General features: G+C 47.6%; 27 protein-coding genes and 1 riboswitch. Of the genes, 4 read left to right on the forward strand and 23 right to left on the reverse strand.

Annotated elements, in window-relative coordinates; translation table 11 throughout:
• Positions 1–129 precede the first annotated feature (129 nt).
• Positions 130–657, reverse strand: coding sequence for a GNAT family N-acetyltransferase (locus DW922_RS04355; protein ID WP_118725935.1), 528 nt, complete (start codon positions 655–657; stop codon positions 130–132).
• Positions 658–790: 133 nt separating this feature from the next.
• Here DW922_RS04355 and DW922_RS04360 point away from each other — a divergent pair, with 133 nt between their 5' ends.
• Positions 791–1,303 carry a hypothetical protein gene (locus DW922_RS04360; RefSeq protein WP_195714999.1) on the forward strand — a complete coding sequence of 171 codons (513 nt, stop codon included), beginning with the start codon at positions 791–793 and terminating at the stop codon, positions 1,301–1,303.
• 44 nt (positions 1,304–1,347) lie between these two features.
• Entirely contained in the window at positions 1,348–1,614 is a 267-nt protein-coding gene (locus tag DW922_RS04365) for a hypothetical protein (protein WP_118725936.1), read from the forward strand.
• A gap of 292 nt (positions 1,615–1,906) precedes the next feature.
• Here DW922_RS04365 and purD read toward each other — a convergent pair whose 3' ends face one another.
• The 17 genes from purD to DW922_RS04455 all read right to left on the reverse strand — a co-directional run bounded on the left by purD (position 1,907) and on the right by DW922_RS04455 (position 17,751).
• Positions 1,907–3,181 (reverse strand): phosphoribosylamine--glycine ligase, encoded by a 1,275-nt coding sequence (gene purD, locus DW922_RS04370; RefSeq protein ID WP_118725937.1) that lies wholly within the window; start codon positions 3,179–3,181, stop codon positions 1,907–1,909.
• A 139-nt stretch (positions 3,182–3,320) separates the two neighbouring features.
• Positions 3,321–3,917, reverse strand: a complete 597-nt coding sequence (gene purN, locus DW922_RS04375) for a phosphoribosylglycinamide formyltransferase (protein WP_118541990.1) — start codon at positions 3,915–3,917, stop codon at positions 3,321–3,323.
• A complete protein-coding gene (gene purM, locus DW922_RS04380; protein ID WP_118725938.1) occupies positions 3,911–4,942 on the reverse strand; it encodes a phosphoribosylformylglycinamidine cyclo-ligase in 1,032 nt (343 codons plus the stop codon). The genes purN and purM overlap by 7 nt, the downstream gene beginning before the upstream one ends.
• A 123-nt stretch (positions 4,943–5,065) precedes the next feature.
• Positions 5,066–5,581 carry a 5-(carboxyamino)imidazole ribonucleotide mutase gene (gene purE / locus DW922_RS04385; RefSeq protein ID WP_118725939.1) on the reverse strand — a complete coding sequence of 172 codons (516 nt, stop codon included), beginning with the start codon at positions 5,579–5,581 and terminating at the stop codon, positions 5,066–5,068.
• 193 nt (positions 5,582–5,774) lie between these two features.
• Positions 5,775–6,929, reverse strand: a complete 1,155-nt coding sequence (locus DW922_RS04390; protein WP_118725940.1) for an RNA-guided endonuclease TnpB family protein — start codon at positions 6,927–6,929, stop codon at positions 5,775–5,777.
• Positions 6,868–7,539: an IS607 family transposase gene (locus DW922_RS04395; RefSeq protein ID WP_118725941.1), complete on the reverse strand. Its 672-nt coding sequence runs from the start codon at positions 7,537–7,539 to the stop codon at positions 6,868–6,870. The genes DW922_RS04390 and DW922_RS04395 overlap by 62 nt, the downstream gene beginning before the upstream one ends.
• 241 nt (positions 7,540–7,780) lie before the next feature.
• Entirely contained in the window at positions 7,781–9,862 is a 2,082-nt protein-coding gene (locus DW922_RS04400) for an aminopeptidase (RefSeq protein WP_118725942.1), read from the reverse strand.
• Positions 9,863–10,002: 140 nt separating this feature from the next.
• Positions 10,003–10,344: a hypothetical protein gene (locus DW922_RS04405; RefSeq protein ID WP_118719005.1), complete on the reverse strand. Its 342-nt coding sequence runs from the start codon at positions 10,342–10,344 to the stop codon at positions 10,003–10,005.
• A complete protein-coding gene (locus DW922_RS04410; protein ID WP_118719003.1) occupies positions 10,341–10,805 on the reverse strand; it encodes a VanZ family protein in 465 nt (154 codons plus the stop codon). Before DW922_RS04410 ends, DW922_RS04405 begins: the two co-directional genes overlap by 4 nt.
• A gap of 232 nt (positions 10,806–11,037) precedes the next feature.
• Positions 11,038–11,187 (reverse strand): hypothetical protein, encoded by a 150-nt coding sequence (locus DW922_RS17450; protein WP_182430467.1) that lies wholly within the window; start codon positions 11,185–11,187, stop codon positions 11,038–11,040.
• An 87-nt stretch (positions 11,188–11,274) separates the two neighbouring features.
• The gene (pyrE, locus tag DW922_RS04420) at positions 11,275–11,949 is read right to left on the reverse strand and encodes an orotate phosphoribosyltransferase (RefSeq protein WP_118542114.1); all 675 of its coding nucleotides are present in this window, start codon (positions 11,947–11,949) and stop codon (positions 11,275–11,277) included.
• Between the two features lie 574 nt (positions 11,950–12,523).
• On the reverse strand, positions 12,524–13,426 hold the full coding sequence (locus tag DW922_RS04430; protein WP_118725944.1) for a dihydroorotate dehydrogenase: 903 nt from the start codon (positions 13,424–13,426) through the stop codon (positions 12,524–12,526).
• Positions 13,426–14,205, reverse strand: coding sequence for a dihydroorotate dehydrogenase electron transfer subunit (locus tag DW922_RS04435; protein WP_118718997.1), 780 nt, complete (start codon positions 14,203–14,205; stop codon positions 13,426–13,428). The genes DW922_RS04430 and DW922_RS04435 overlap by 1 nt, the downstream gene beginning before the upstream one ends.
• 116 nt (positions 14,206–14,321) lie before the next feature.
• Entirely contained in the window at positions 14,322–15,239 is a 918-nt protein-coding gene (gene pyrF / locus DW922_RS04440; RefSeq protein WP_118725945.1) for an orotidine-5'-phosphate decarboxylase, read from the reverse strand.
• Positions 15,240–15,372: 133 nt separating this feature from the next.
• Complete coding sequence (locus DW922_RS04445; protein ID WP_118725946.1) at positions 15,373–16,293, reverse strand: YitT family protein; 921 nt, start codon at positions 16,291–16,293, stop codon at positions 15,373–15,375.
• A gap of 385 nt (positions 16,294–16,678) precedes the next feature.
• Positions 16,679–17,368 carry an LrgB family protein gene (locus DW922_RS04450; RefSeq protein ID WP_118725947.1) on the reverse strand — a complete coding sequence of 230 codons (690 nt, stop codon included), beginning with the start codon at positions 17,366–17,368 and terminating at the stop codon, positions 16,679–16,681.
• A complete protein-coding gene (locus tag DW922_RS04455; protein ID WP_118718989.1) occupies positions 17,365–17,751 on the reverse strand; it encodes a CidA/LrgA family protein in 387 nt (128 codons plus the stop codon). Before DW922_RS04455 ends, DW922_RS04450 begins: the two co-directional genes overlap by 4 nt.
• A gap of 245 nt (positions 17,752–17,996) precedes the next feature.
• Between DW922_RS04455 and DW922_RS04460 the strand changes: the two genes are divergently transcribed.
• The gene (locus DW922_RS04460; protein WP_195715001.1) at positions 17,997–18,770 is read left to right on the forward strand and encodes a GNAT family N-acetyltransferase; all 774 of its coding nucleotides are present in this window, start codon (positions 17,997–17,999) and stop codon (positions 18,768–18,770) included.
• Positions 18,771–18,858: 88 nt separating this feature from the next.
• On the opposite strand, the gene DW922_RS04465 is transcribed toward DW922_RS04460, so the two are convergent.
• Entirely contained in the window at positions 18,859–19,695 is an 837-nt protein-coding gene (locus DW922_RS04465; RefSeq protein ID WP_118718985.1) for an Mrp/NBP35 family ATP-binding protein, read from the reverse strand.
• Positions 19,696–20,016: 321 nt separating this feature from the next.
• Between DW922_RS04465 and DW922_RS04470 the strand changes: the two genes are divergently transcribed.
• Complete coding sequence (locus DW922_RS04470; RefSeq protein WP_118725949.1) at positions 20,017–20,730, forward strand: GTP pyrophosphokinase family protein; 714 nt, start codon at positions 20,017–20,019, stop codon at positions 20,728–20,730.
• Between the two features lie 98 nt (positions 20,731–20,828).
• Here DW922_RS04470 and DW922_RS04475 read toward each other — a convergent pair whose 3' ends face one another.
• From DW922_RS04475 to DW922_RS04490, 4 genes are all read right to left on the reverse strand, one after another.
• Positions 20,829–21,404: a folate family ECF transporter S component gene (locus DW922_RS04475; RefSeq protein ID WP_118719043.1), complete on the reverse strand. Its 576-nt coding sequence runs from the start codon at positions 21,402–21,404 to the stop codon at positions 20,829–20,831.
• A gap of 63 nt (positions 21,405–21,467) precedes the next feature.
• A riboswitch (THF riboswitch) is annotated at positions 21,468–21,636 on the reverse strand.
• A 27-nt stretch (positions 21,637–21,663) separates the two neighbouring features.
• The gene (locus DW922_RS04480; RefSeq protein WP_118725950.1) at positions 21,664–23,025 is read right to left on the reverse strand and encodes an MATE family efflux transporter; all 1,362 of its coding nucleotides are present in this window, start codon (positions 23,023–23,025) and stop codon (positions 21,664–21,666) included.
• Positions 23,026–23,050: 25 nt separating this feature from the next.
• Positions 23,051–24,562, reverse strand: a complete 1,512-nt coding sequence (yfcC, locus tag DW922_RS04485) for a putative basic amino acid antiporter YfcC (protein ID WP_118718981.1) — start codon at positions 24,560–24,562, stop codon at positions 23,051–23,053.
• Positions 24,563–24,641: 79 nt separating this feature from the next.
• Entirely contained in the window at positions 24,642–26,615 is a 1,974-nt protein-coding gene (locus DW922_RS04490) for a diguanylate cyclase (protein ID WP_118725951.1), read from the reverse strand.

A 26,615-nucleotide genomic window follows, 5' to 3' on the forward strand; every position in this document is an offset into this window, starting at 1 on the left:
TGAATGGCAAATTCAGATATCTTTCGATCCTGTAAAAAACCTGTGAGTGATCACAGCAGTGCCAAGGTACGGTTTCAGGCACCATGACTGCGGAATCTGATCTTCAGGTTCCGCAGTTTTTTCGGTTCATCACTCTCCCAGATATTTTTCCAATAATACTAACTTGATTCCCGGGATTCCATTAAAATCGGTTGGAACTATGCCAATCTCTGTATATCCATGTTTTTGATACATGGCACGGGCTACCTCATTCTTTTCATTCGTATCGATCCTGAGTTCCATACATCCATGCTCTAACGCATAGTTCTCATAAAATTGAAGAAAGCTTCTCCCATATCCTCGGCCTGCACTTGCTGGAGAAATCACAAGTGTATGCAATACACAGACTTGATCCTCCGGAACATGATATTTCCAGTTTCCATATCGGTAGGAATCTACCTGTACGTTATTTATGATCCCGGTTCCATATATGTTTCCATCTTCTTCAAGCACATATAAATCTTCGCGTTTTAACGCCATTTCAGCTGTCGAACGAACAGGATATATGCCTCGGATCCACCCGATTTGTTGTTTCTGTTCTTCTTCCGCCGTGTGGATCTCATCATATAACTTTTCCACTGCATCAAGATCTTTTTCTGTCGCTTTTCTGATTATCATAGCAGTATCTCAGCTCCTTTTCCAAGCGATAAACTCGCTTTCATAGGTGTTAAACCACAGGTTCAATGACTTTCTTCTTCTCCTGCCTTATAATCATACCATAAACAGACGATGCAAAGGAGGGAAATCTATTATGAAAATAACTTCGGCTTACGCCAATAAAATACTTAAGGCCCTGGCAGATGAAAAATCCTACTGGGAAAACAAGGAGCAGGCATCCCGCACTTATGTTGCTTCTGTTAGTGAGGAACCTGTCATCCCGGAGTATGACTACTCTGCTGTATCTGACACCTTAAAAGAGCTTGACCGCAAAACCGTTGTCATCAAGCATGCACTGAACCTGGCCAACGCCACCGCAAAGATCATGGTTGGCGATACCGAAATGAGCGTTGACAGCATTCTGGTATCGATGGCACAGCTCAACTCCCGGAAAACAACCCTGGATACCATGCGCAAATTTCTGCCTAAAGAGAGGGAAGGTTCCCGCATATTCAGTTCCAGAAATGCTGCTCCTGAATACCGTTATACCAATTTCGACCTGGATCTGGTAAAGCAGGATTATGAACGCATCTCAAAAAAGATCATGGAAATGCAGATTGCCCTTGACCGGTACAATCAGACTTTCCTGTTTGAGGTGGATCTGTAACCATATCGTTAGCATAACGGCCAAGAGCCGGGAGGTCTATGATCATGACTGGGTGGATGAAAAGGTATCATGAGTCACTCAAAGATATGCCGACTCCAATTGAGGCCCGCGAAATACGCCAGAAGCTTGATACCAGAGGCTTAATCGCGTATGCAAAAAAACAAGGGAAGAAAATTATTGACCTTTCTGAGGATGAAAAAATGATGCACATGGTCGTTTCAGCTGCTGATCATATCAGCGTTAACAAATGGCAAGGGTCTGAATATGTGGAATTTTCTCTTATTTTCGGATTCCCAGATGATGCGGAATAAGAAACAACAGGGAATATCCAGCAATGAAACCGGATATTCCCTGTTATTTAATTTAGAGTTCAAAAATTAAAATTACATTTAATATTTTTCAGAGCTATATTTAAGATGTAATTAAAATAGCAAATGCCAATTTACATACGCATATTTCATTTGCAATGTAAAAACGATGACTGTTTTTTATGACCCATATTTGAAATATAAATTAAAAAACTACCGTTTTTTGTTCATCTTATTCGAGATGTAATTACATATTTAAGATATAAATTAAAATTGACAGTGTGCTGATCAGCCCTTACGCTTCATCAATTGCCTTTCCAATATCATGTCTCATATACTTATTATCAAAATCAATCCACTCGGTTGCCTTGTACGCATTGGCCCGGGCTTCTTTTAAGTTGCTTCCGGTTGCGGTCACGCCGAGTACGCGTCCGCCGTTGGTTACAACACGTCCCTGCTCATCGAACTTGCTTCCTGCATGGAAGACATAGTAGCCGTCTTTGTCTTTGAAGTTCTCTAAGCCGCAGATCTCAAATCCTTTTTCGTAGTGCTCCGGGTAGCCGTTGGATGCCAGGACTACGCAGACTGCAGCGTTGTCCTCGAACTCCAGGTTGATCTGGTCCAGAGTGCCGTCGATGCAGGCTTCAAACAGGTCGACCAGGTCATTCTTCATGCGCGGAAGTACGACCTGGGTCTCCGGGTCACCGAAACGGGCGTTGTATTCGAGTACCTTCGGACCGTCTGCAGTCAGCATCAGGCCAAAGAAGATGATTCCCTTAAATTCTCTTTCCTCTGCTGCCATGGCATCGACCGTTTTCTGGTAAATATGCTCTTTGCAGAATGCATCGACCTCCGGAGTATAGAAGGGGCTCGGGGAGAAGGTTCCCATGCCGCCGGTGTTCAGTCCCTGGTCGCCATCCTTAGCACGCTTGTGGTCCTGTGCAGAGGTCATGATCTTGATGGTCTTTCCGTCTACAAAGGATAAAACAGATACTTCACGGCCGGTCATAAATTCCTCGATGACGATCTCATCACCTGCGGAACCGAACTGCTTGTCCATCATCAGGGTCTTGACACCTGCTTTCGCTTCTTCCAAGTCCTTGCAGATGAGAACGCCCTTGCCCAGTGCCAGGCCGTCTGCCTTTAATACGATCGGCATCTTTGCAGTCTCCAGATAAGCGAGTGCTTTTTCCGGGTCATTGAAGGTTTCATAAGCTGCGGTCGGAATGCCATATTTTTTCATCAGGTCTTTGGAGAATGCCTTGGAGCCTTCCAGGATCGCTGCGTTAGCCCTCGGACCAAATGCACGCAGTCCTGCTGTCTCGAACGCATCGACCGCACCTGCTGCCAGCGGATCATCCGGCGCTACCACGGTCAGATCGATAGCATGCTCTTTTGCAAATGCCACCAGCTTGTCAAACTCCATGACACCGATATTGACACACTCTGCCACCTCGGCAATGCCTGCATTGCCCGGTGCACAATACAATTTCTCAACCTTCGGGCTCTTTGCCAGCTTCCATGCGATGGCGTGCTCTCTTCCGCCGCCCCCTACGATCAAAATCTTCATTTGCATATTCCTCCTTTTACCGTTCCTGGTCATTGCCTGCATTTTGCGTAAACAACAACTCTTTTTCTCTATGCGTTCTCATCGCCAGGCAAACCGCAGACAGACCGGAATCCCACCGGTCTGCCCTTATCGTTCGTTTTTATTTTATCTTTCCGTTTGCAATCAGGTCAATGGCCTGCGGCAGTAGCTTCCACTCTGCCTGCTCCATGACTCTGCGCTGCAATACCTCCGGCGTATCGCCGTCCTGCACCTCGACTGCCTTTTGCAGGATGATCGGGCCGGTATCCATACCACTGTCCACAAAATGAACGGTTGCACCCGTCACTTTTACACCGCGTGCCAGTGCTGCCTCATGTACCTTCAGGCCGTAATAACCAACGCCGCAGAAGGACGGGATCAAGGACGGATGAATATTGATGATCTTATGCTCATATTTTTCGATCATCGCAGCCGGGATCTTTACCAGGAAACCAGCCAGCACGATCAGGTCCAGATGATACTCATCTACCTTCGCCAGAAATGCCTCGTTAAATGCTTCCCGGCTCTCATAGTCCTTCGGGGAGATGCACAGGGCTTCCACACCATGCTTCTTTGCGCGCTCCAGCGCATAAGCGCCCGGATTGTTGCTGATGACCACTGCGATCTCGGCATTGGTGATCGTTCCTGCATCCACTGCATCCAGGATTGCCTGTAAGTTGGTGCCGCCGCCGGACACCATTACACCGACTCTTAACATAAAGTCACTCCCTTTTCGCCTTCCTCAATGGAACCGATCACATACGGTACATCTCCGGTTGCCTTGATTGCTTCCATGGTCTTCTCCACGTCAGCCGGATCCACTGCCACGATCATGCCGATACCCATGTTGAAGGTATTGTACATCATGGTTTCTTCGATCTCGCCCTTGTCTGCCAGCATCTTGAAGATGGCCGGTACCTCATAGCTGTCCTTCCTGATGACTGCGCGGGTTCCTTCTTTTAACATACGCGGAATGTTCTCATAAAATCCGCCGCCAGTGATGTGGCTGCAGGCTTTTACAGTCACACCTGCGTTTTTCACGCTCTTTAATGCCTTTACATAGATACGGGTCGGTGCCAGAAGAGCCTCACCCAGAGTCTTTCCGAGAGAATCGTAATAAGTATTCAGCCCTTCTTTGGTCAGCTCCTTCTCAAATACCTTGCGTACCAGGGAGAAACCATTGGAATGAACGCCGGTGGATGCCATGCCAATCAGCACATCGCCAGCCTTTAAGTGCTCGCCAGTGATCATCTCTTTCTTATCGCAGACACCAACTGCAAAACCAGCCAGATCGTAGTCCTCCTCCGGCATCAGTCCCGGATGCTCTGCAGTCTCGCCGCCGATCAGTGCAGCCTCAGACTGCAGGCAGCCCTCCGCAACACCCTTTACGATATCCGCGATCTTCTCCGGATAGTTCTTGCCGCAGGCAATGTAGTCCAGGAAGAATAACGGCTCGCCGCCTGCGCAGGCAATGTCGTTCACGCACATAGCCACGGCATCGATGCCGATGGTATCATGCTTGTCCATAATGATTGCCAGCTTTACCTTGGTGCCGCAGCCATCGGTTCCGGATAAGAGCACCGGCTCCTCCATGTTTTTGATCTTTGCCAGGGAGAATGCGCCGGAAAAACCGCCCAGACCGCCTAACACTTCCTCACGCATGGTCTTTTTTACATGCTCCTTCATCAGCTCTACAGACTTGTATCCTGCTTCAATGTCAACTCCGGCTTTCTTGTAATCCATCTTCTTTTCCTCCATATGTATGGGTTTTGTGGTTGTATCGTTCTGATAACGGACTTTGCCAATCTGAAATGTGAAGCATCGGCAAAATCCTGTTGTTGGACACCCTTGTGAACAGTAACGGTTTTACTTCATCTGGGCCAGATACTCTTTGTATCCAATGCTCTCTAACTTGTCTGCCTTCTTCACGACATCATTCTTCATATCCTCACTGTAGTTTTTCAGCTTCTGAAGAAGCTCTGCGTCAGAAGTTGCCAGGATCTTTGCTGCCAGAATGCCGGCATTGGCTCCACCGTTAATCGCTACGGTCGCTACCGGGATTCCGGACGGCATCTGTACGATTGAATACAGGGAGTCCACACCGCCGAGGTCGGAGGTTTTCATAGGAATACCTACAACCGGCATCGGGAACAGTGCTGCACACATGCCCGGCAGATGTGCTGCTTTTCCGGCACCTGCAATGATCACCTTGATTCCCTTTTCCTCTGCGCTCTTCGCCCACTCAAAAAAGATGTCCGGCTCGCGGTGTGCGGAAATGATTGTCATCTCATAATCAATTCCGAACTTATCCAGGATTTCTGCCGCCTTCGCCATGATCGGCATGTCTGAATCACTGCCCATTACAATTCCTACTCTTGCCATTGTAAGTTCTGCCACTCAAAATGTGATTAAATATACTCACATCGAGACTATGTAGACTCTCGCGAGTTCTACTTACTGCTTCCACGTGTATGCTTTTGATTGATTAAAATCATATCTACTCACAAGTTCTTGTACACTCCACAGTCGTTAATTCCCGACTAAGCCATCGGTACATACCTACGTTTGCGTGTTACTATGCAACTTCGTAAGTTGCCGCATCTCTCAAATTTAATGCAGCATTCAAATCTCTATCTTCCACATAACCGCAGCCACATCTGTAAGTTCTATCGGAAAGCTTTAAATCTTTTTTGATACAACCACAACCATGACATATCCTGGAAGACGGATACCATCTGTCTGCTACCCGGAATTCAATGCTGTTTTCATGACATTTTGCTTGAAGTTTTACCCGAAATTCATAGAATTTCTGTGACGCAACAGCTTTTGAAAGATGCCGGTTCTTCATCATTCCTGATACATTTAAGTTTTCAATCGTTATATAAGATGGTTTGGTTTTTACGATCTCGGCGATTGTTTTATTGATATAATCAGTACGGATCAGATCCAGTTTATGATGAAGTTTTTGTACCTTTAGCTTTTGTTTTTGTATATTTGCTCTTTGAGTGGACTCTCCTTTCTTTAAATTCTCATATTTGCGGGAAAGACTTCTCTGTTCCCTGATCAAATGTTTTTCAATCTTCTTCAATCTTGCTGATTTATTGATATTCTTGTAAGTTCTTCCGTTCGAACATATTGCGAAATCTTTTACTCCAAGGTCGATCCCGATTCCCTCGTTCTTTGGATCGGTTATCTCAGGGTCAGGAACTTCTGCAAGGACAGAAACATAAAATCGACCTGCCTTCATAGAAACGGAACCACTTTTTATTACATATCCGTCTTTCGTTGTAGGTATATATCCCTTTTCCTTGATGCGGATCCATCCCAGGGTCGGAATGCTGATCCTGTGTCTTTCACAACGGCAATCACCCGGATTGTTTTTCACAAAATACATCTTTACATCCGACTTGCCTTTCTTTTTAAAGTTTGGAAAGGCGCTCTGATGCTTGAAAAATCTTGAAAAAGCAGTGCATCCACATTCAATGGAATGCTTTACAGATTTTGAACTCACTTCTTTTATCCAGGAATACTCTGGATGTTTCGGAAGATATTCATTGTTCAGCCAGACACTAAACAATTTTCCGCTCATAAATGGTTCGCCTTTTTCGAAAAGTTCTTTATTATGAGCAAGGTAGAAATTGTAGACGTATCTACACGTTCCGATTGTCTTATGTATCTTGACTTTCTGTTCCTCTGTCGGATTCATTTCTGTTTTGAAGCTCTTTAACAATCTCTTCGTCCCCTTCGATTTGTTTTTTATACTTGCGAAGCCCGTACAATCTGCATGAAAACACATGGAGTATGGAAATAATATCCTGTACAAGTTCTTCCTGTGGTGACAGTTCTTCATTATTCACGACCACGATGGTTGTATGAAACTTCATACAGAATTTTTCAAACCATTCATAACCAAATCGGACAAATCTGTCTTTATGGGTTATCACAATGGTTTTGATTTTTTGTTCCATCACTTCATTTAATAATTCATTCCACTTTTTGCGATTGTAGTTAAGACCACTCCCATAATCTTCGATACATTGGTCAACAATCATGCCCCTGGCATTGCAGAACTGCCGTAAAAATGCAACTTGATTCTGCAAATCATCTTTTTGATTTCTTGTTGACACTCTGGCATAGATCACAATCTGACGCTGGTCATTTTCTGTATGAATGCCTTTAAATTGAAGATATTGGGCGTAGGTATAATAACGCCTGTCCGTTGGAGTCCGGTTTGCCTTTAGAGTTCCTTCCCTGTCCCAGCGCTGTAATGTCTTAACAGACACACCTACCAGTTCAGCAAAATCTTTTGGTTTGTAATTTGTACTACTGGATGTGTTCATAATAGCTCGCTCCTTTGAGTATATTTAAACACATCTCATCATTTTTATCAATATATTTTGTTGTCCGAATTTCCTCCTTTTATATTTATTATTATAATTAATAAATAACCGCATTGTTTGAACTGTTGCTTATAATATAATACTGTATTTTCCATACGCAGTCAATATAAAAAATGCAGTTTGTTGCGGTCTGCGCATTGCGTAAACTGCAACAAACTGCACGATTTTCAGATTTTTAGGATCAGCCGTCCAGCTCTTCATTCAGTTTTTCCGTTCCCGCTACCACAAACCGTCCATTCCGGATCACCGGAAGCTTCCGTCCATCGCTGCAGACTGCCGTGATGTCGCCCAGCTCAGAATACGGGATCGTGATGTCGGTATGACATCCAAAGTAAGCCTTGGAGACATCTTCCTTGCGCAGCAGGGAGATTTCGTTGTCCCGGGCAATGATTTCTTTTCCATCCGGATTGTATACCGCAGAATCCTCACTCCAGCTGTAGCAGGTATCTCCTACCGCAAAATGCGGTCCGGTCTTCTCTGCGATCAGGATCGGGAACTTATCCATAATGTTGTATTTCTTCGCCACTGCATAAGCCGTGGTGTTGGTTCCGATCGCAAACTCACCCATTGGAAGGGTATCGTGATTCTTTAAGATCTGCTGACGGATCAGCTTTTTGCCCTCTTCCGGGTCTGCGAAATTATCGCAGGAGTAATCGGTGATCTTTCCGTCTTTGAATTCCATGCGGAAATTTTTAAACTGGAAATCGCCGATGTAGACCTGGCTCACATGAAGCAGACCTTCTGTTCCAGCTAATACCGGGGAAGTGAAAACCTCTCCCACCGGAATATTCACATCGGCTACACAATTCTCAAAGTTTGTCTGCTTTGCCGGGTCTGTCAGGGGATGCAGGGAAATCTTCATATGGGTCTCATTTCCGGTCTCTGCATTTCCCGTTACCGTCACATACTCTGCCCGATCCAGTACATCCACCAGATTCTGCTGGATCTTTTTGTACTCCTCGTAATCCAGCGTATTGATGCGGATCGTCTCATGGAAGATCTCCGCAAAATCTGTTCCGATCGCCGGAACCGGGAACGCGATGATGGTGAAGCTGGTCTCATCTCCCGGAATGTACTGGTTCACGACCGGCATCGCCTCGTTGGAATAAGCGATCTGCAGCTCTTCCTGTTTTTCACTCAAAGCATAGGCCTCTGGCTTGTTCTTCGGCTCAAAACCATCCTCACCAAAAGTCTCCACTACAGCCGGTCCTGCATACACTGCTGCTTTTGCTTTGCAATTCTCATATGCGGTGCGCAGTACGGCAAGCTTACGCTCCTTAAAGGCCTTATCCAGATAAATAGCCTGGTCGTAGCGGTGATCGTAGTCAAACTGCATATTAGCAGAGGTGCCATGGTAACCAATCTTACGATTCGGACTCATGGTCACGGACCAGATTGCCGCACGATAAAGAATCACTTCCAGTCCCATCTCCTCAAACTGGCGGATCGCAGCGCGGATCATGCGCTCAAAGCCCAGCTCATAGCGGATGGAAACGGTCTTTTTCTTAGAAAGGTCACGCCCCATCACCTCAAAGCCCTTGCGGTATCCTTCTGTGTAGGTCGATGCCATCTTCTCTATGGTCTCCTCCGGCAGGGAATTCAGATACGAAGCGATCTGCAGCTCGGAATCGGAAATATACTCGCCAAACCGATATAGATAACGCAGATCATTTAAGTCTGACTCCATGATGATGTCCTTCGCAAAGCTTAAATCCGGGTCTAGCTGCTCACGGATGCGGTAGGCCAGTGTGACATCGGTATAGTCGCTGAAAAACCAGTACAGCACATCCCGCACCTGGCGCGCCTGCGGGATTCCATCCTCAAACATGTTATAAATCTCAATGAGAGTCTCGCATAAAATCGTGATATCCGTCAGTCTGCATTCATACGCAAAGACGATCGAGGCCCGGAACTGTGCATAAAATGCAGATAAAAGCGGGCCCAAGTCTGCCCCCAGCATCCGCATGGCAAATGCCGGATCAGCATAGCTTTCCTCATAATGATCCGGAAGAATATCCGCATAGAGACTGTGATTCAGCTTCTGAAGCTCCGGAAGAATCAGGCTGTCGAGATCCTCGCGAAGCTGCATTCTTGCCAGTTCCTCGATTTGGGCTGTAAATGCCGCCATCTGGTTAAAGTACGCACGGTACGGCTCTGCCACCCGGTTTTCTGCCGGAATCTCCAGGATCCGCTCCATGGCCAGATCATAGCGCTCTGTTATATTTGTATTTTCTTCGTTCCACAATTCCTGATATTTCACCATAAATTCATTATCCTTTCCTGAGACTTTTTACTTTCAGCCCCATGAAATATTTCGCTGCTGTTCCTGCACTGCGCAAACAGCAATAGAATTTTGCCGGTCCTTTCCATTCCAGACGGACAAAATCTGCTGCCTCAATCGTATCATAGGATCGTCACGATTCCGATCACCAGCATTCCCAGCCAGCAAAACAATAAAATCCCGCCTGCGATAGTTCCGATCCGGGCCAGGATATTGTTGATTTCCTTCATCTTTAACGTTTTTACGCCGCAGATAACGGTCTCCACAGAAAACAGCAGGCTGGTCAGTGCCCAGGCTGCCACATCCGGGCCACCGCTTCCCTGATTTACAATGCTGCGTCCCAGACTAAAACAAAAACAAAACAGTCCGATCACTGCAAAACCAAGGCAGAAAAAGCTCTGCTTTGGAATTGGTTTCCGGATATAGGATATGCGTTTTTTTCTATTTTTCATCGGCTTTTTCATCGGCGTCTTCTCCTTTTTATACGAATCCTCTGAATCGTCCAGTGACTTAAAAAGCCAAGCGCACCACCGAGTGTATTTAAAAACAGATCATCCACATCGAAGCTTCCGACTTTGAAGATCAGCTGCGTCGTCTCGATGCAGAGGCTTAAACAGAAACCGAATAAAATCGTATTGTACCACTTTTTGCTTCTGCGGCTGATGATCGGCAGAAAAAATCCACACGGCATAAATCCTACTACGTTACCTACAATATTTAAAAGGAATGCTTCCATTCCCAGTTGTTTTCGATATTTATAAAAGCGCTTGATTTCCTTGAACAGCTCCAGATTGTACGCATAATCGCGCTGCTCTGGATTGCGTCCAAAGGACTCTGCAAAAAACATAAAATAAACCAGCAAGGCCATGTAAGCGATGAAAAGCACCCATCCCAGCTTCTGATTCCTGGTCGTATTTCTGATCATAATTCTAGTAAAACTCCTTTTTATTTCCAAATGCCAAATTCACCGGAAACGCTCTAAGCACTTCCTTTTTGCACAATGACCACAGGTAAACTTTTTATTCCACATGGTACCCTGCAAGCAAAGGGGCAGTCTCCGCCCGAAACCTGTTGCAGAAACTGCCGCCCCCTGTATCTTTTATAATTTTGATGATATCAGGATCAAAATGTCTTTTGTCCCCAACATCATTTTAATCCTAAAATGTGATCTCGCCCTTGCGCTTTAACAGCAGTCCGCCGCAGACAATGGACATAATGCCCACGGTCACGCCGGTCACGAGCATAATGATTCCCACTGCAATGCTGCAGGCACCGGTGCGCTGCATCGTCTTATATACCTTTTCCATAATATGACTCCTCATTTTTCCAGAGAACATTTCACTGCTGCCATTCATGTTCTAACAGTCTGAAACCAGAACTCTGAGTTCTGCTATTTACTCTGCACCATACTGCTCATAGTAAGCATCGATTGCTGCCTTTAAGGTATCGTCGATGATGACTTTTCCCTTGTAAGGCTTGTTGTAGAGATGCTCTACAACATCTGCCATGGTTACAATCGCGGTGGTCTTGAAGCCGTACTTCTCTTCGATTTCCTTCAATGCAGACTTGGTTCCCTTTCCGCGCTCCATACGGTCTACGGAAACAACCAGACCAAGCACATCGACATCGCCCTGTGCCTTGATGATTGGCAGGGTCTCCTCGATGGAAGTACCGGCAGTAGTTACGTCCTCGATGATCACAACCTTGTCGCCGTCCTTGATCGGGCTGCCGAGCAGGATGCCCTTATCGCCGTGATCCTTTACTTCTTTCCGGTTGGAGCAGTAACGGATATCTGCATCATACAGTTCGCTGATGGACATGGTCGCTGCAACGGTCAGCGGAATACCCTTGTAAGCCGGTCCGAACAGAACATCAAAATCGGTTCCGAAGGTATCCTTGATTGCCTGTGCATAATACTGACCCAGGCGGCGCAGCTGTGCGCCGGTGCGGTAGAAACCGGTGTTGACAAAGAACGGGGTCTTGCGGCCAGATTTTGTCACGAAATCACCGAACTTCAACACTTCACAGTCAATCATAAACTCAATAAATTCTTTCTTGTAATCTTCCATCTTGCTGTTTCCTCCTTATTTTGAGCCAATTTTTCATCATCTATGTCATTCATTTTGTGTTGCCATATTACTGCTGTGCCTTTATGGCGTTTCCATCATTTGATGGATGGAACAAGTCAAAATATAAGGCATGTAATGATATTATTGTTTAGTATATCATTACATGCCTGTTTTTTCAACATAACATTCGTAGAAACGCTTGACTCAAAAAATGAAAGAATATACCGAAATTGCTACTTTATGCAAAACCATTGAACGAAAAATCTCCTATCTGGAAACCACACCTCTGATCGGCTGCGCCAGATTGCGTTATGTACCTTCAAAATACCGCGTTCTGAATTTCTGGACTCACCTTTGGTTTGTGTTTCAAGTGAAGGAAGATGAAAAATGTGTAAAAATTGAATATATCATTGATGAGAGGCAAAACTACGGAGTTTTTCTTAAATAGGACTACCCCAATCAGCGGACGCGCCACTGGCGCCTCCTCGATATGCCAGGCAATGCAAAGAGGAAGCATCAGGCCCGATGCTTCCTCTTTTATCATCAATATAACTATATTCCCACACGCTTTCGTCTATTTTACACATCCGATGAGTTCGCGGATGTCCTCTACCTTCTGTTTCTTCATGAAGTTCTCGATGCCTTCTGCGATCTCGACCGTTGCGTACGGATTGTAGAAGTTGGCAGTTCCCACGGAAACCGCGGTTGCACCTGCCATGATGAACTCCAGCGCATCCTCTGCAGTCGCAATGCCGCCCATACCGATGATCGGAAGGCTCACCGCATTTGCTACCTGGTAAACCATGCGGACTGCTACCGGCTTGACTGCCGGGCCGGACATACCGCCGGTCTTATTGGCAATGGCAAAGGCCCTGCGGTTGATGTCGATTTTCATACCGGTTAAGGTATTGATGAGGGACAGCACATCGGCACCGCCTGCCTCTGCTGCCTTCGCCATAACGGTAATGTCTGTTACGTTCGGACTCAGCTTCATGATAACCGGCTGCTTTGCGTGCTTCTTCACTTCTCTGGTGATGGCTTCCACTGCCTTCGGATCCTGTCCGAATGCAATGCCGCCTTCCTTTACGTTCGGGCAGGAAATGTTGATCTCCAAGAGATCCACCGGTTCATCGCCCAGCCGCTCTACGACTTCAATATAATCTTCCGTGGTCTTTCCGCAAACATTCACGATGATCTTTGTGTCGTACTGCTTTAAAAACGGGATATCGCGCTTTACGAATACGTCGATGCCCGGATTCTGCAGGCCAATGGCATTTAACATGCCGCCATAAACCTCTGCGATACGCGGGGTCGGGTTACCCGGCCACGGCACATTCGCCACACCTTTGGTCACAACTGCGCCAAGGCGGCTTAAATCGACAAATTCACTGTACTCTGCTCCGCTTCCGAAGGTTCCGGATGCTGTCATGACCGGATTTTTCAGTTCCACACCGGCAAGATTTACTTTGGTATTCATTACAGCTCCACCTCCTCAGCAGCAAAGACCGGACCGTCCTTGCAGATACGCTTATTGTGTACGTGGGAATGACTGTCTACCTCTTTGGACTTGCAGACGCAGGCAAGACATGCACCGATTCCGCAGGCCATCTTCTCCTCTAAGGAGAGCCAGCACTCGATGCCGTTCTCTGCCGCATACGCCTTCAGTGCACGCAGCATCGGGGTCGGTCCGCAGGCATAGATCACATCTGCATCCAGCGCATTTGCCTTGATGGCATCGATGACGTTGCCCTTTGTTCCGGCGCTGCCATCTTCGGTTGCCACATAAACTTTACCGTACTGTTCAAATTCCTCGTTTAAGAATAACACATCGCGGTAGCCAAGCACCATCTGCTTTTCGCAGTTTAAGTTCTTTGCCAGCTCCAGCATAGGCGGGATTCCGATACCACCGCCAATGAGGAATGCCTTTTTCTCCTTTAACGGGAAGCCATTTCCAAGCGGTCCCATGATCTCGATGTCATCCCCTGCCTGGTATGCAGAAAACTCTTTGGTTCCGGCGCCTACCACGCGGTACACGATACGCAGTCTGCCCTGCTCCTTATCGATCTCACAAAGACTGATCGGACGCGGAAGCACCTTGCTCTTATCTTTCGTGTATACAGAGATAAACTGCCCCGGCTTTGCCGCTTTTGCGATTCTCTCTGCCTGGATCCACATGCTGCAGATATCATCCGTCAAAGCTTCCTGACTCACTACCTTAGCCGTCAGCTTTACCTTTTCTTTCTGAATTGTTTCCATTTTCCCCTACTCCTCTGTTCTCGCAAAATCTCATTCTGCTTTTCAGAAAGCTTTCTGCCCCAAAATCTCTGTTACAGTCCAGATCATTTTCGCAGAAAGCGTTTCTCCTGCCGCACCTACAGTACGCTGTTGATATCAGCAACCATATCGATGACAGCCTGTCTGGATGCCTCTGCGAAATGCTCTGCGCCAAACTTTGCGTATTTCTCCTGGCGGTATGCCGCAATAATGCCGCGGGAGGAGTTTACAACTGCGCCAAGTCCGTCTTCATTGAAGCAGTGTCTTAAATCTTTTGCGGTGCCGCCCTGAGCTCCATAGCCCGGAACCAGGAAGTAGGTCTTCGGCATAAGCTTTCTGAGCACTGCACTCATCTCCGGATAGGTTGCGCCGACTACTGCACCGACATTGCTGTAGTTACCGTCCATGGACATCTCGCCCCACTCAACGACCTTTGCAGCCACATGCTCATAAAGCGGCTTACCGTCAATGAGTCTGTCCTGGAATTCTCCGCTGGACGGGTTGGAGGTCTTTACCAGAACGAAAATTCCCTTATCATCGGAATTACAGACATCGACAAACGGTTTTACGCCGTCAGTTCCCAGATACGGGTTTACCGTAAGGAAATCGGTGTTGAATGCGGAACAGATGTTGTTTCCAACCTTCACCTTGCCCAGATGTGCAGTCGCGTAGGCTGCGGAAGTAGAACCAATATCACCGCGCTTTGCGTCACCGATCACTACAAGGCCTTTTTCCTGGCAATACTTTACGGTCTTGTCATACACTTTCAGTCCCTCGATGCCGAACTGCTCGTACATGGCAATCTGCGGTTTCACGGACGGGATCAGGTCCCATGTGTGATCCACGATCTCCTTGTTAAAATTCCAGATGGCGTCTGCAGCGCCCTCCAACGTCTCCCCGAATTCTCCGAAGGACTTCTTTAAAATGTGCTCCGAAATGTAGTTTAACATCGGGTCCAATCCCACACAGATCGGTGCCTTTGTCTTCTGAATCTTTTCAATCAGCTTCTGAATCATGGCTTCCTCCTTAAGTGTATGCATAGCGCATTGCTATTCTTTTTTATACTTCATTTAAATATACCATATCCCCAAAACCCTTTCAACCGGAAAAGCACAACATTATATTTGTTTTTCTCTTTCTTTTCAGCTGCTACCGATATCGTTTTTTCATGGAAAAGCCACGTCCGCTCACCTCGCTGACCCGGTTTACCACCATAAAACATTCCGGATCGATGCGATGGACCAGCTTTTCCAGTTCCGGAAGTTCCCGGTTTGAGATGACACTGAAGATCATCTGCGTCTGGTGTTTCAGATAGCCGGTTTCTCCGGAAAGCATCGTAACGCCGCGGTCCATTTCCGCCAGGATGGCTTCCCGGATTTTCTGACTGTGTTCACTGACAATCCGCACTTCTGTGCGCGTCGTTCCCAATAACATCAGCTTATCCAGTACCAGGGTATAAACCATGACCAGAATCAGTCCATACAATACGTTTTCCGGTGGATTTCCAACCGCCTGGACCAGAAGAATGCAAAAATCAAAGACATACATGGAAACAGAAACCGGAATCTGAAAATAATGATGGAGCACAAGCGGCGGAATGTCCATTCCTCCCGTCGATGCGCCCGCCCGGATCACAATTCCAAGAGAAGCCCCAATTCCAAGTCCGGAAAATACCGTGTTCAAAAACAGATCCTGCGTCAGGACCGTACTTCCCAGTATCTGTTCAAAAAAGCCCAGCGCAATGGGATATACAAAGGTACTCACAACCGTCGTCAGTGCAAATTTTCTTCCAAGAACACTCCAGCCGACAAGGAGCATCACTACATTAAACACCAATACAAACGCAGACACCGGTATACCAAATGCGCGGTTCAATGCCAGACCAATTCCCGTTGTTCCTCCGGTAAGCAGTCCCGCCGGCACCAAAAAAGTTCTGACCGTCAGCGCGTACAAAACATTCCCCAGAATTACAATAGCAAGGGAAGCTGCTGTTGCTGTTTGCGCAACGCGTGAACCGCAGCATGCTGCCTTCTGGCATGGATCTTTCCTGTCATTTTCCTTTGTTTCCATCGTTTTTTGTTCTCCTTTTCCTGTCAATCCGCTCAAACTTCATAAAATGTACCCAGGCCTGCCCACTCAAAGACGCAATTTTCTATGAAACAAAAAAGAATGTGCCTTGGCACATTCTCGCGCCGAGGCGCGGTTGCTTCAGCAACCATCTACCTTTGCGCCGAGTGCGCTTCCTCGCGGAGCATTTTTATATGATAGGACGCAATTTCCTATCATATAAAAAAAACGTCTGTCAGGGAGTTTTTCCCTAACAGACGTGGATCAAGGCATTGCCTAATACAAGTTCAGTATAAAAATTTTCTGGAATTCTGTCAAGTCGAAAAACATATCTTCACATGAATTGATTGCCAGGATTACCAGACATGTGTGCGTAAGCAGCAGCTTTTCAGATCAGTCCCGACACCAGCGGAACCACAATGACTGTCATCAGTCCGGCTACTGCAATGGAAAGACTGCCCATGGCTCCCTCTACTTCACCAAGTTCCAGTGCCTTTGAAGTACCAATGGCATGTGCTGAGGTACCAAGTGCCAGTCCCTTTGCGATCGGTTCCCGGATTTTCAATACCTTAAACAACATTTCTGCAATGATATTTCCGAAAATACCGGTAATGATGATGCAGACCACCGTGATCGTCACGATGCCGCCTGCTTCCTCACTGACTCCCATGCCAATTGCCGTGGTGATGGATTTCGGCAGGAACGATACGTAATGGATATGTTCCACACCAAATAACGTACACAGAAGAAAAATGCTGCCCGCACTGGCTGCCACGCCGGAAGCGATCGCTACAATCACAGAAACAAAATTCTTCTTCAAAAGCTCCAGCTGCTTATAAAGCGGGATTGCCAGACACACCGTAGACGGTGTCAGAAGGTAGCTGATGTACTTGGCACTATTATTATAAGAAGCGTAATCTACATGCAGCAGCTTTAACACTGCAATGACGATCACAACAGATACCAGAAGCGGATTTAAGATGGCCCATCCCACCTTCTTTTTCACCCAGACACCAGCCAGATATGCTGCCAGGCTGATCACAAAGCCAAAATAAAGGGATTCCTGTAAAAAACTCATGCTCTCTTCTCCTCTCCTGCATTCTTTCCATTCTTCTTTTTCAGCAAGGATACCATAAGCTCTGTCACCTTGCCGGTCACGCCCATAACAACAATGGTGGAAACCAAGCAGGTCACTACCAGCGGTACCAGGATTGCCTTCATGGCATCATAGCTTTCGATCAGTCCAACCGATGCCGGGATAAACAGGATCGGCATGATGTCCAGAAGGAAATTTCCGGTTGCTTCAATGTCTTTCAGCTTCAGCAATCCGGTACAAAGCAAAAGTAAAAGCAAAAACAGCCCATACACACCAGCTGGAACCGGCAGCGGCAAAAGCTCATTCAAAAACTCTCCGATCATCGTGATACCAAAAATGATCGCGGATTCCTTTACGTATTTCATGTTGTTTGTCCTTTCCATATTTGGTAAACCATTCTACTCGTTCATACAGAATTTTCCATTGCATTGCATATCGTGGATGCACCAAATAGCGCATCCTCTGCTTTAAAAAATCCCTGTTCGCGAACAATAACTCGTATTCTACCACTCGAAGTCAAAAAGTCAATGTAGATTCTTGTATTCTTTATGTTTTTTTCTTATACTTTACTTACAAAAAAGCAATGAATTTTTCCGCCAGGAGGTTCTCTATGAAATTCGATATTCATATTAGCTCAACCAATTTACTCACCCAAAAACAGCAAGCCGGGCTTGCCAGTCTGGCCGCACTCTGCCGCCAGCACGATCATACCGATCTGTCCTATCCGATGGAAGACGATCTGACGCATTTTCTGGCCTATCTTCCAGACGGCACGCTAGTTTCCTGCCTCACACTGATTCCTTACGGGGATGACCTAGCAGAATGCTGTGCCTTCACCCACCCGGACTTCCGGAACCATGGCGCTTTTTCCTGTTTATTAGAAGAGGGACTTGCCCACATCCCAGACAGCAACCTGCTCTTTGCGGTTTCCGGGGCTTGTGCAGATACCTTAAAAACACTGGAAGCACTCGGCGCAGAAAAAGACTCTGAAGAACTGGTAATGGAATGTGACCTGACAGATTCCAATGGTCCGGCAGATTTCAACTACATTTCCACAAGTTCTCAGGAAAATCCTGAAATTTTCTCTCTGCATCAGTCTTCTGACACCGAATTTTCACTTTACCAGGGAGACACACTTCTCGGCATTGCCTTTGCAGAACCTGTCAGCGAGAGTTCAGTCTGCCTTCACCATGTGGAAATCCTGCCAGCATACCGCCACCAGGGCTTTGGCACTGTATTTTTTACGCTGCTGCTTCCCGCCCTTGCCAGACAGGGGTTCCATACAGCTCTGCTGCAGGTTGCCGGGGACAATGCGCCAGCCATTTCCCTGTACAAAAAAACAGGGTTCTCTGTCACGAAAACCCTGTCGTACTATTTCTATTGAATTCATTCAGTCACTGCACCTGCCCTGTTTCCCGTTTGCAGCTTTGGTCCGGTTTCCACTTACAAACCTGCAAGCGAAATTTTCAGTTTTACAGTGCCAGTACCTTCTCAGCTGCTGCATCGAACCAATCTCTCTCCAGATACTCGATGGTGCCGTTGTCTACATGCTCGGCTACCTTCGGGTCGATCGGGAGCTTTGCCAGTACCGGCAGATCGTACTCTTTGGCGATCTCGTCTATATGACTCTCGCCAAATACGGAAATCTTCTTACCGCAGTCCGGGCACTCCAGATAGCTCATATTCTCAACCAGGCCAAGGATCGGCACATTCATCTTCTGCGCCATCTTCACAGCCTTTGCCACGATCATGGAAACCAGCTCCTGCGGAGAAGTTACGATGATGATGCCGTTCACCGGAAGAGACTGGAATACGGTTAACGGAACATCGCCGGTTCCCGGCGGCATATCTACAAACATATAATCTACGTCTTCCCAAAGTGTCTCATTCCAGAACTGCTTCACTGCGCCTGCAATGACCGGACCTCTCCAGATGACCGGATCCGTATCGTTGTCCAAAAGCAGGTTTGCAGACATAATGTCAATGCCCAGAGCGGAAGTTGCCGGAATCATCAGATTGTCTTTTGTCATCATGACCATATTGTCGTTTAAGCCAAATGCCTTCGGAATAGACGGGCCGGTAATATCTGCATCCAGGATTGCGGTGTGTTTGCCCTTACTGTTCATCTTAACAGCCATCATGGCAGTCACCAGAGATTTTCCGACACCGCCCTTACCGCTGACTACGCCGATCACCTTTTTTACGCTGCTCGCCGGGTTTAACGGCTCCAGAAAGCTTGTCTGCTCTGCTGTGCGGCTTCCGCAGGATTCGCCACAGGTACTGCAGTTATGGGTACAATTTTCACTCATGTAAATACCTCCAGATTTCTATCTTACATTTCATTTTTTTACAGCTGCCCTTCCTTTTCAGATCTGCATGAGACACCAAAAATTCCAGCCAGCTGATAGCTTATGCGATTCACGCATAAAGGCCCTTAGATTAAGCATATCACATTTCGGAAGAAAACAAAACCCTTGTATCAGAAATTAGTGCTGCTGTTTGCGTATACATGGACAGCAACAAAAATATCCCTTGTATGACATTCAAAATCTGGTATAATATAGATAATATTTCTGCAATATTTCACATTTTCAGGAACTATTGCACAAAAAGCAACGAGGTATCTACTTATGAACATGAATATGAACCCAAACAGTGAACTGGTCCAGTCTGCTGTCAACGTGCCAAACCTGGTCCAGGTCCCGGATGCCCTGATCAGTCAGGCCAGAGAATTCCAGCAGGCCATGATGATGTACACCTGCGCGATCCGCGAAGTAAAAACAAAACTGGAAGTATTAAACGATGAGCTTTCCATCAAAAACCAGAGGAATCCCATCGAGATGATCAAATCCCGTGTCAAAAAACCGATCAGTATCGTAGAAAAGCTGCAGCGCAGAAACCTTCCGGTCAGTCTCGAATCCATGATGAACAAATTGGACGATGTAGCCGGAATCCGCGTCATCTGTTCCTTTGTCGATGACATCTATGCTGTCGCTAACATGCTGGTCAGCCAGGATGACATCACCGTCATCGCCATCAAGGATTACATCAAAAATCCAAAGCCAAACGGCTATCGCAGTTATCACCTTATCATCGAAATTCCAGTCTTCTTCTCAGAAGAGAAGAAAAATCTGCGTGTAGAAGTCCAGATCCGGACCATTGCCATGGATTTCTGGGCCAGCCTGGACCACCAGCTGAAATACAAAAAGGATATCGGAACGGTTGCCGATGAGATCAGCGAAGACCTGCGCCAGTGCGCCGAGGTCATCGCCGCAACCGACCAGCACATGCTTCAGATCCGCAAACGCATCGAAGATAAAAATGGGAAGCACGCACCACAGTAACAATACCGGGCGATAAACACAAGCGGGCGGGGAGGTTCTCCCCCCGCCAAATGGCGGGGGCAGAACCTTCCGGCCCTCGTTCGTACTGTGCAATATTGTTAAATTACCGCTTTGCTCCGTCCGGCTGTCTTCAAAAGGCGGAATACCCCGGATGCCTCCAGTGTCTTTCCGATGGTGTAAAACAGCATGGAATTGACCGGCCACATGATCAGGTTTTTGAAAGCCCGCATGGGAAGAAGCACCATAAATGCTTTTCCATAGAGCATGCTCAGCCACAGCGTTCCAAGCAGCATGTTGCAGATGACCGACGCGGTCAGTTCTGCAGCCAGTACGCGCGTGAAACGGATTGGACGCTTATACAAGAAGCAGCCATAGATCACGCCGCCCACCATGGCACCAATGGTAAAGCCCGGGAAATACGCACCGGTCGGGCGAATGATATATTTTAAGATATCCAGCGCCCCGCCAAAGGCCGCGCCTGCCACCGGGCCAAACAGATAATACACGAACTGATTCGCGATCGTGGAAAATCCGATCTTTAAGTAATCGCCCAGAACCAGGGTAAAATACCCAAGCACCACAGAGATTGCCGCAAACATCGCCATGACTGTGACTGTGTTAACGTGCTTCAGCTCTTCCATGGAATCCGTGAACAAAGTTACAAACTTTTTCATAAAAAAATTACCTCCTTTGCAGTATTTCTCGACTACAAAGGAGATAACCGTATCTATCCTCTTCGCAGCGGGATGCGGCCTGTGTACCGCGAAAAAACCGCTGCTCAGCTTCCAGATCACCCCAAACTGCTTTTTGCAGTTTTTACGGCAACCGGTCACCGAAACGTTTTCCTTCGTCCCGCCGGCAACTCCCTGTCCGGCTGGCACTTAACGCACACAGACCTACTCTGCTTTTCTTTGATTTTTATTTTGTGTGCTACTATAGCACAGTTTTTTCTTTCTGTAAAGAAGGTGCAGTAAATTTCCGCATTTTATAAATATAATATGGGATCAGCGGGATCAGTGCGGAGATCCATGCTGCCGGATCGGACAGGCAGGTGCTCACGAACCCACCGCCCAGGTGAAGGACCAGCATGACAACACCGGCCCTGGCCAGCAGCTCGAATACACCGCCTAACATCGGCACCAGGCTATAGCCCATTCCCTGAAGCGCATTCCGGTACAGGAAGATACTTCCAAGGAACGGATAACACCAGGATACCGTTTTAAAATACTGGTTGGCTGCATCGATCACCACAGTCTGGGAGCTGTCCACAAAGATCAGTGTCAGCTTTCCTGCCAGAAAATGAATGATCAGAAAGAAAGCAGCCGCTGCGACCAGGATCATGATCTGGGTATCCTTTACGCCCTGGCGCACCCGATCTAATCGTCCGGCACCGCGGTTCTGTCCCACATAAGTTGCAATGGTCGCACCAAATGCAATGAAGATGGTGTTTACCATATTCTGCAGCTTTCCAGCTGCGGCATAACCCGCGATGTAATCCGCACCAAACACATTGATGGCGCTCTGCACGATGATCGTTCCAATCGCCGTGATAGAAAACTGCAGGCCCATCGGCACACCAATGGACAGCAGGCGTTTGATCATAGCCGGATCAAACCGGAAATCCGCTTTCTGAAGCTTTAAGATATCGAATTTCAGAATGATATAAATCAGGCATAACAGTGCCGAGATTCCCTGGGCAATGACGGTTGCGTAGGCACAGCCCTCCACCCCCATATGGAACTTTACGATAAAAAGTACGTCCAGCACGGCGTTGATCACTGCGGAGATGATCAAAAAATAAAGTGGGGAACGGCCGTCCCCCAGTGCACGCAGCACCGCTGCAAAGGCATTGTAAGCAGCCGTTACGCAGAGGCCTGCATAAATGATTCCCATATAAGCAGCAGTCTGGCCGATGATCTCATCCGGCGTATTCATCAGACGCAGGACCGGCACATTAAAAAGCACAAGTCCTGCCGTCATGGCCACCACAAAGGCCACGCACAGATATACCGACATGGCAACATAATGGCGCATCTGCTTGTAATCCTTTGCGCCAAAGCTCTGGGCCACCATGATGGCAAAGCCACTGGTGATTCCCTGCAGCCACCCGGTCACCAGAAAAATCAGCGAGGTTGTGCTGCCGATGGCCGCCAGGGCATGGACCCCGATATAGCGGCCGGCAATCACCGAATCGACCAGATTGTAAAACTGCTGGAAAATGTTTCCGAGATATGTCGGAATCATAAAAGCCAGGATCAGGCGGACGGGATTTCCCCGTGTCATATCATTTGTCATGACAATTTGTTCCTGCCCTTTCCGGTTATGACAATCCGATCATCATTGCAACAACCACTGCAATGGATGCGCATACAAACAGGAATGCCTGGAACTTGATCTGGAACTTTGCCCACTGTCCCCACTCCAGTCTTGCTGCTGCCAGGGCACCAAGAAGGCATCCGCTGGTCGGAACGATAAAGTTGGTGAACGCATCACCAAGCTGGTAAGAAAGGACTGCAACCTGACGTTCTACACCGACCAGATCGGCAAGCGGTGCCATGATCGGCATGGTCAGGGCTGCCTGTCCGGAACCGGATACAACGAAGAAGTTGAATACGGACTGGAATACATACATCAGCCATGCAGAGATGACCGGCGGGAAATTCTTCATGCCATTGCTGATAGTATAAAGAATGGTGTTCAGAACGGTTCCATCGGTTGCGCTGGTTCCGCCCAGGATGATGATGATACCCTGTGCCATACCTACGCACATTGCAGCGCCCAGAAGGTCAGCCGCACCACGGTCAAACGCACGCGGGATATCGTTTAAGTGCATATCATTTAAGTGGAAGATCAGTCCGATGATACCGGAAACAAGACCCATTACAAAGAACTGGGATGCGATCTCCGGAATGTAGTAGCCCTGGGTTACTACGCCCCAGATGGTCCATACCATGCAGGCTACGATGGTTAAGAGCACCAGCTTATGGCCCAGGGTAAACGGCAGGTCTGCTTTACCATTCTTTGCGAAGTCCTCACGGTACTCTTCGTCAGACTCGTAAGCAACAGAAAGCTTCGGGTTCTTTTTGATCTTTGCTGCGTAACGAAGGGTAAACACACAGGTCAGGCCGGTAAAGATGATCCATAACGGGATACGGAACCATGCACCGGACATAACCGGGATGCCTGCGATACCCTGTGCCACAGCCAGGCCGAACGGGTTCTGCCACGAGGTACCGAAACCAATCTGGGTTGCCACGTAGCTGCACATGATGCCGACTACTGCATCGTAACCCATCGCGATGAACATCGGCACCAGGATCATGACGAACGGGATGGCTTCCTCACCCATGCCGAACACGGCACCGCCCAGGGAAAACAGGACGATCAGGATCGGTACCAAAAGGATTTCCTTACCGTTTGTCATGCTGATGACCCGCATGATACCGCTCTCCACGGCACCGGTTCGTAACACGATACCAAAGGAACCGCCCACCACCAGGATAAAGGCGATGATTCCGACTGCAGTACCGTTTTTGTTACCGGTTGTAAGACCCTCAAATACATAGTTTAAAATACCCTGGCCACCGAAATCCTCCGTACCGAAAAGCGGGGCAACCTTCGTTACCTTGTTTCCGTTTTCATCCAGGACATACTCAAAGCTGTCCGGATCCAGAACGGTTCTGGTCTTTTCTTCGCCGTTCATGGTGTAGGTGATTTCTTTTGTCTCATATTTACCCAGTGGGATAAACATGGTCAGGATTGCTGCAAACAGAATTACACCAAAGATGATGATGTACGTATGCGGCATCTGAAACTTCTTTTTCTTTTCCATTTGTAGTTCCTCTTCATTCTCAAAAATAAATTGACGTGTCGCAACGAAAAATTATACCATACAGACCTATAAAAGTAAACTAATGATTCTGCGGCTCATGATCATATGCCTGGATCCGGTCCTGGATCTCGATCAGGCATTCCAGAAGGAGCGGATTAAACGTACCGCACTCCCCATTCATGATCATGCGCATGGCCTGCTCATGCGGGAACGCTTTCTTGTATACACGCGGACTCACCAGGGCATCGTAAACATCTACAATGGAAACCACCTGGGCTGCGATCGGGATTTCTTCTCCCTTTAAGCCGTCCGGATATCCCTTTCCATCGTAGCGCTCATGGTGCCACCTGCAGATCTGGTAAGCGATCTTTACGATCGGCTCGTTCTGGTAGGCAGTCAGATGCTTTAGCATGGAAGCACCGATGACGGTGTGGGTCTTCATGATCTCGAACTCCTCCGTTGTCAGTCTGCCAGGCTTGTTCAGGATTTTTTCATCAATGCCAATCTTTCCGATATCATGAAGAGCCGATGCTGTTGCGATCAGCTCCCGGTCCGGTCTGGACAAATGGTACTGGCTTGTCTTCTGGGTCAGGCGCTCCAGCAAAAGATCGGTCAGACGGTTGATATGAGAGACGTGAAGCCCGCTCTCCCCATTCCTGAATTCCATGATCTGGCTTAAAATCCCGACCATGATCCGGTTATTCTTTTCTTTTTCGTAGATCTGGCTTGTCACCAGTTTGATCAGGCGGTGCTGCTTCGCATACAGCTTAATGGTATTGAATACGCGCTGAAATACCACCTTGGCATCAAATGGACGGCTGATATAATCAGAAACGCCAAGCTCGTAGGCCTTGCGGATGTATGGCTCTGAATTTTCACTGGAGATCATAATGACAGGGACCTCCTCGATCCAGTGGTTTCTGGTCATGTATTCCAGCACCTCAAAGCCATTCATGACCGGCATGACAATATCTAACAGGACCAGGGCGATTCCGGTTCCGTACTGCTCTAACTGGGCAATGCACTCTTTTCCGTTTTCTGCCTCCAGAATGCGGAAATCTGAGTGAAGCATTTCAGAAAGGATCTCGCGGTTCAGCCCGGAATCATCTACAATGAGGATCTGCTGCTTGATATTCTCCTGATCCTCAGTATTGTCCCCTGAATGCTGTACCTCCTGCTTTGTTCCTTCCGTCACAACCGTATTTTTCCGGTTTTTAGCCTGATACATAAGCTTATCGGCACAGATCGCAGCATCCTCCACCGTTTTGGTCCCATCACTCAGTACTCCGCCAATGCTCACAGAAAGGCGCAGGTTCGTATAGCCTGGCACATCGGCATCGCAGACCTTTTCCTTGACCCTGCGCAGGCTTTCCTCAAACTGTGCCTGGCTGATATCCGGCATCAGAAGAAGGAATTCATCGCCTCCGTAACGGATGATGGAATCTTCATCCCGCACACAGTTCCGAAGCATCTGGACCAGGGTTCTCAGCACGGCATCGCCTGCGTCATGTCCCCAGGTATCGTTGTAGAGCTTAAAGTCATCCAGGTCGATCATGGCTACGCCGCCCTTCTGGGCTGAGGTTTTGATCTTATCCTCGTAGTAACGCCGGTTGTAGGCACCGGTCAGGGCATCAATGTAAAGCTCATCGTGATAGCTTGTCAGCTTGCTGAGAAGCTTTTCCCTGCCCTCAGCATCGATCAGGCAGGTGCCGTCCATCGCACGCACCAGCTCCATGATATAAGGAGTCCCGTCTACCTCCACATAGCGGGCAGTTACCTCAAAGAGATCATTTCCTCTGTACTCCAGCTTCGTCCTCTGAATCCCATCCTGATAAACCTTCCTGGAAATGCAGTTTTCACAGGGCTGACTTTTCTTCCAGTAATCATAACAGTAGCAATGGTTCAACCCACCCGTCTGGTCTTCTTTTGTTTTTTTCGCTCCAGTCAGACGAAGATCAGCAGCATCCAGAAGGCGCACGGCTGTAAACACCTGCCGGTAGAGTTCCATCTGTTCCTCTGCCTGCTGTCTCGTCAGTTTATCGTATGAATTCAT

The sequence above is a fragment of the Clostridium sp. AM42-4 genome, from assembly GCF_003480105.1.
Classification (GTDB): Bacteria; Bacillota; Clostridia; order Lachnospirales; family Lachnospiraceae; genus Brotaphodocola.

Coding starts and splice junctions, on each gene's coding strand:
- DW922_RS04355 (WP_118725935.1), bottom strand. CDS start 657: ATGATAATCAGAAAAGCGACAGAAAAAGATCTTGATGCAGTGGAAAAG.
- DW922_RS04460 (WP_195715001.1), top strand. CDS start 17,997: ATGAAATTCGATATTCATATTAGCTCAACCAATTTACTCACCCAAAAA.
- pyrE (WP_118542114.1), bottom strand. CDS start 11,949: ATGGAAGATTACAAGAAAGAATTTATTGAGTTTATGATTGACTGTGAA.
- DW922_RS04465 (WP_118718985.1), bottom strand. CDS start 19,695: ATGAGTGAAAATTGTACCCATAACTGCAGTACCTGTGGCGAATCCTGC.
- DW922_RS04480 (WP_118725950.1), bottom strand. CDS start 23,025: ATGACAAATGATATGACACGGGGAAATCCCGTCCGCCTGATCCTGGCT.
- purN (WP_118541990.1), bottom strand. CDS start 3,917: ATGTTAAGAGTCGGTGTAATGGTGTCCGGCGGCGGCACCAACTTACAG.
- yfcC (WP_118718981.1), bottom strand. CDS start 24,562: ATGGAAAAGAAAAAGAAGTTTCAGATGCCGCATACGTACATCATCATC.
- DW922_RS04395 (WP_118725941.1), bottom strand. CDS start 7,539: ATGAACACATCCAGTAGTACAAATTACAAACCAAAAGATTTTGCTGAA.
- DW922_RS04365 (WP_118725936.1), top strand. CDS start 1,348: ATGACTGGGTGGATGAAAAGGTATCATGAGTCACTCAAAGATATGCCG.
- DW922_RS04405 (WP_118719005.1), bottom strand. CDS start 10,344: ATGAAAAAGCCGATGAAAAATAGAAAAAAACGCATATCCTATATCCGG.
- DW922_RS04490 (WP_118725951.1), bottom strand. CDS start 26,615: ATGAATTCATACGATAAACTGACGAGACAGCAGGCAGAGGAACAGATG.
- purE (WP_118725939.1), bottom strand. CDS start 5,581: ATGGCAAGAGTAGGAATTGTAATGGGCAGTGATTCAGACATGCCGATC.
- DW922_RS04430 (WP_118725944.1), bottom strand. CDS start 13,426: ATGAATACCAAAGTAAATCTTGCCGGTGTGGAACTGAAAAATCCGGTC.
- DW922_RS04445 (WP_118725946.1), bottom strand. CDS start 16,293: ATGGAAACAAAGGAAAATGACAGGAAAGATCCATGCCAGAAGGCAGCA.
- DW922_RS04470 (WP_118725949.1), top strand. CDS start 20,017: ATGAACATGAATATGAACCCAAACAGTGAACTGGTCCAGTCTGCTGTC.
- purM (WP_118725938.1), bottom strand. CDS start 4,942: ATGGATTACAAGAAAGCCGGAGTTGACATTGAAGCAGGATACAAGTCT.
- DW922_RS04360 (WP_195714999.1), top strand. CDS start 791: ATGAAAATAACTTCGGCTTACGCCAATAAAATACTTAAGGCCCTGGCA.
- pyrF (WP_118725945.1), bottom strand. CDS start 15,239: ATGATTCAGAAGCTGATTGAAAAGATTCAGAAGACAAAGGCACCGATC.
- DW922_RS17450 (WP_182430467.1), bottom strand. CDS start 11,187: ATGGAAAAGGTATATAAGACGATGCAGCGCACCGGTGCCTGCAGCATT.
- DW922_RS04475 (WP_118719043.1), bottom strand. CDS start 21,404: ATGAAAAAGTTTGTAACTTTGTTCACGGATTCCATGGAAGAGCTGAAG.
- DW922_RS04450 (WP_118725947.1), bottom strand. CDS start 17,368: ATGAGTTTTTTACAGGAATCCCTTTATTTTGGCTTTGTGATCAGCCTG.
- DW922_RS04410 (WP_118719003.1), bottom strand. CDS start 10,805: ATGATCAGAAATACGACCAGGAATCAGAAGCTGGGATGGGTGCTTTTC.
- purD (WP_118725937.1), bottom strand. CDS start 3,181: ATGAAGATTTTGATCGTAGGGGGCGGCGGAAGAGAGCACGCCATCGCA.
- DW922_RS04400 (WP_118725942.1), bottom strand. CDS start 9,862: ATGGTGAAATATCAGGAATTGTGGAACGAAGAAAATACAAATATAACA.
- DW922_RS04455 (WP_118718989.1), bottom strand. CDS start 17,751: ATGAAATACGTAAAGGAATCCGCGATCATTTTTGGTATCACGATGATC.
- DW922_RS04435 (WP_118718997.1), bottom strand. CDS start 14,205: ATGGAAACAATTCAGAAAGAAAAGGTAAAGCTGACGGCTAAGGTAGTG.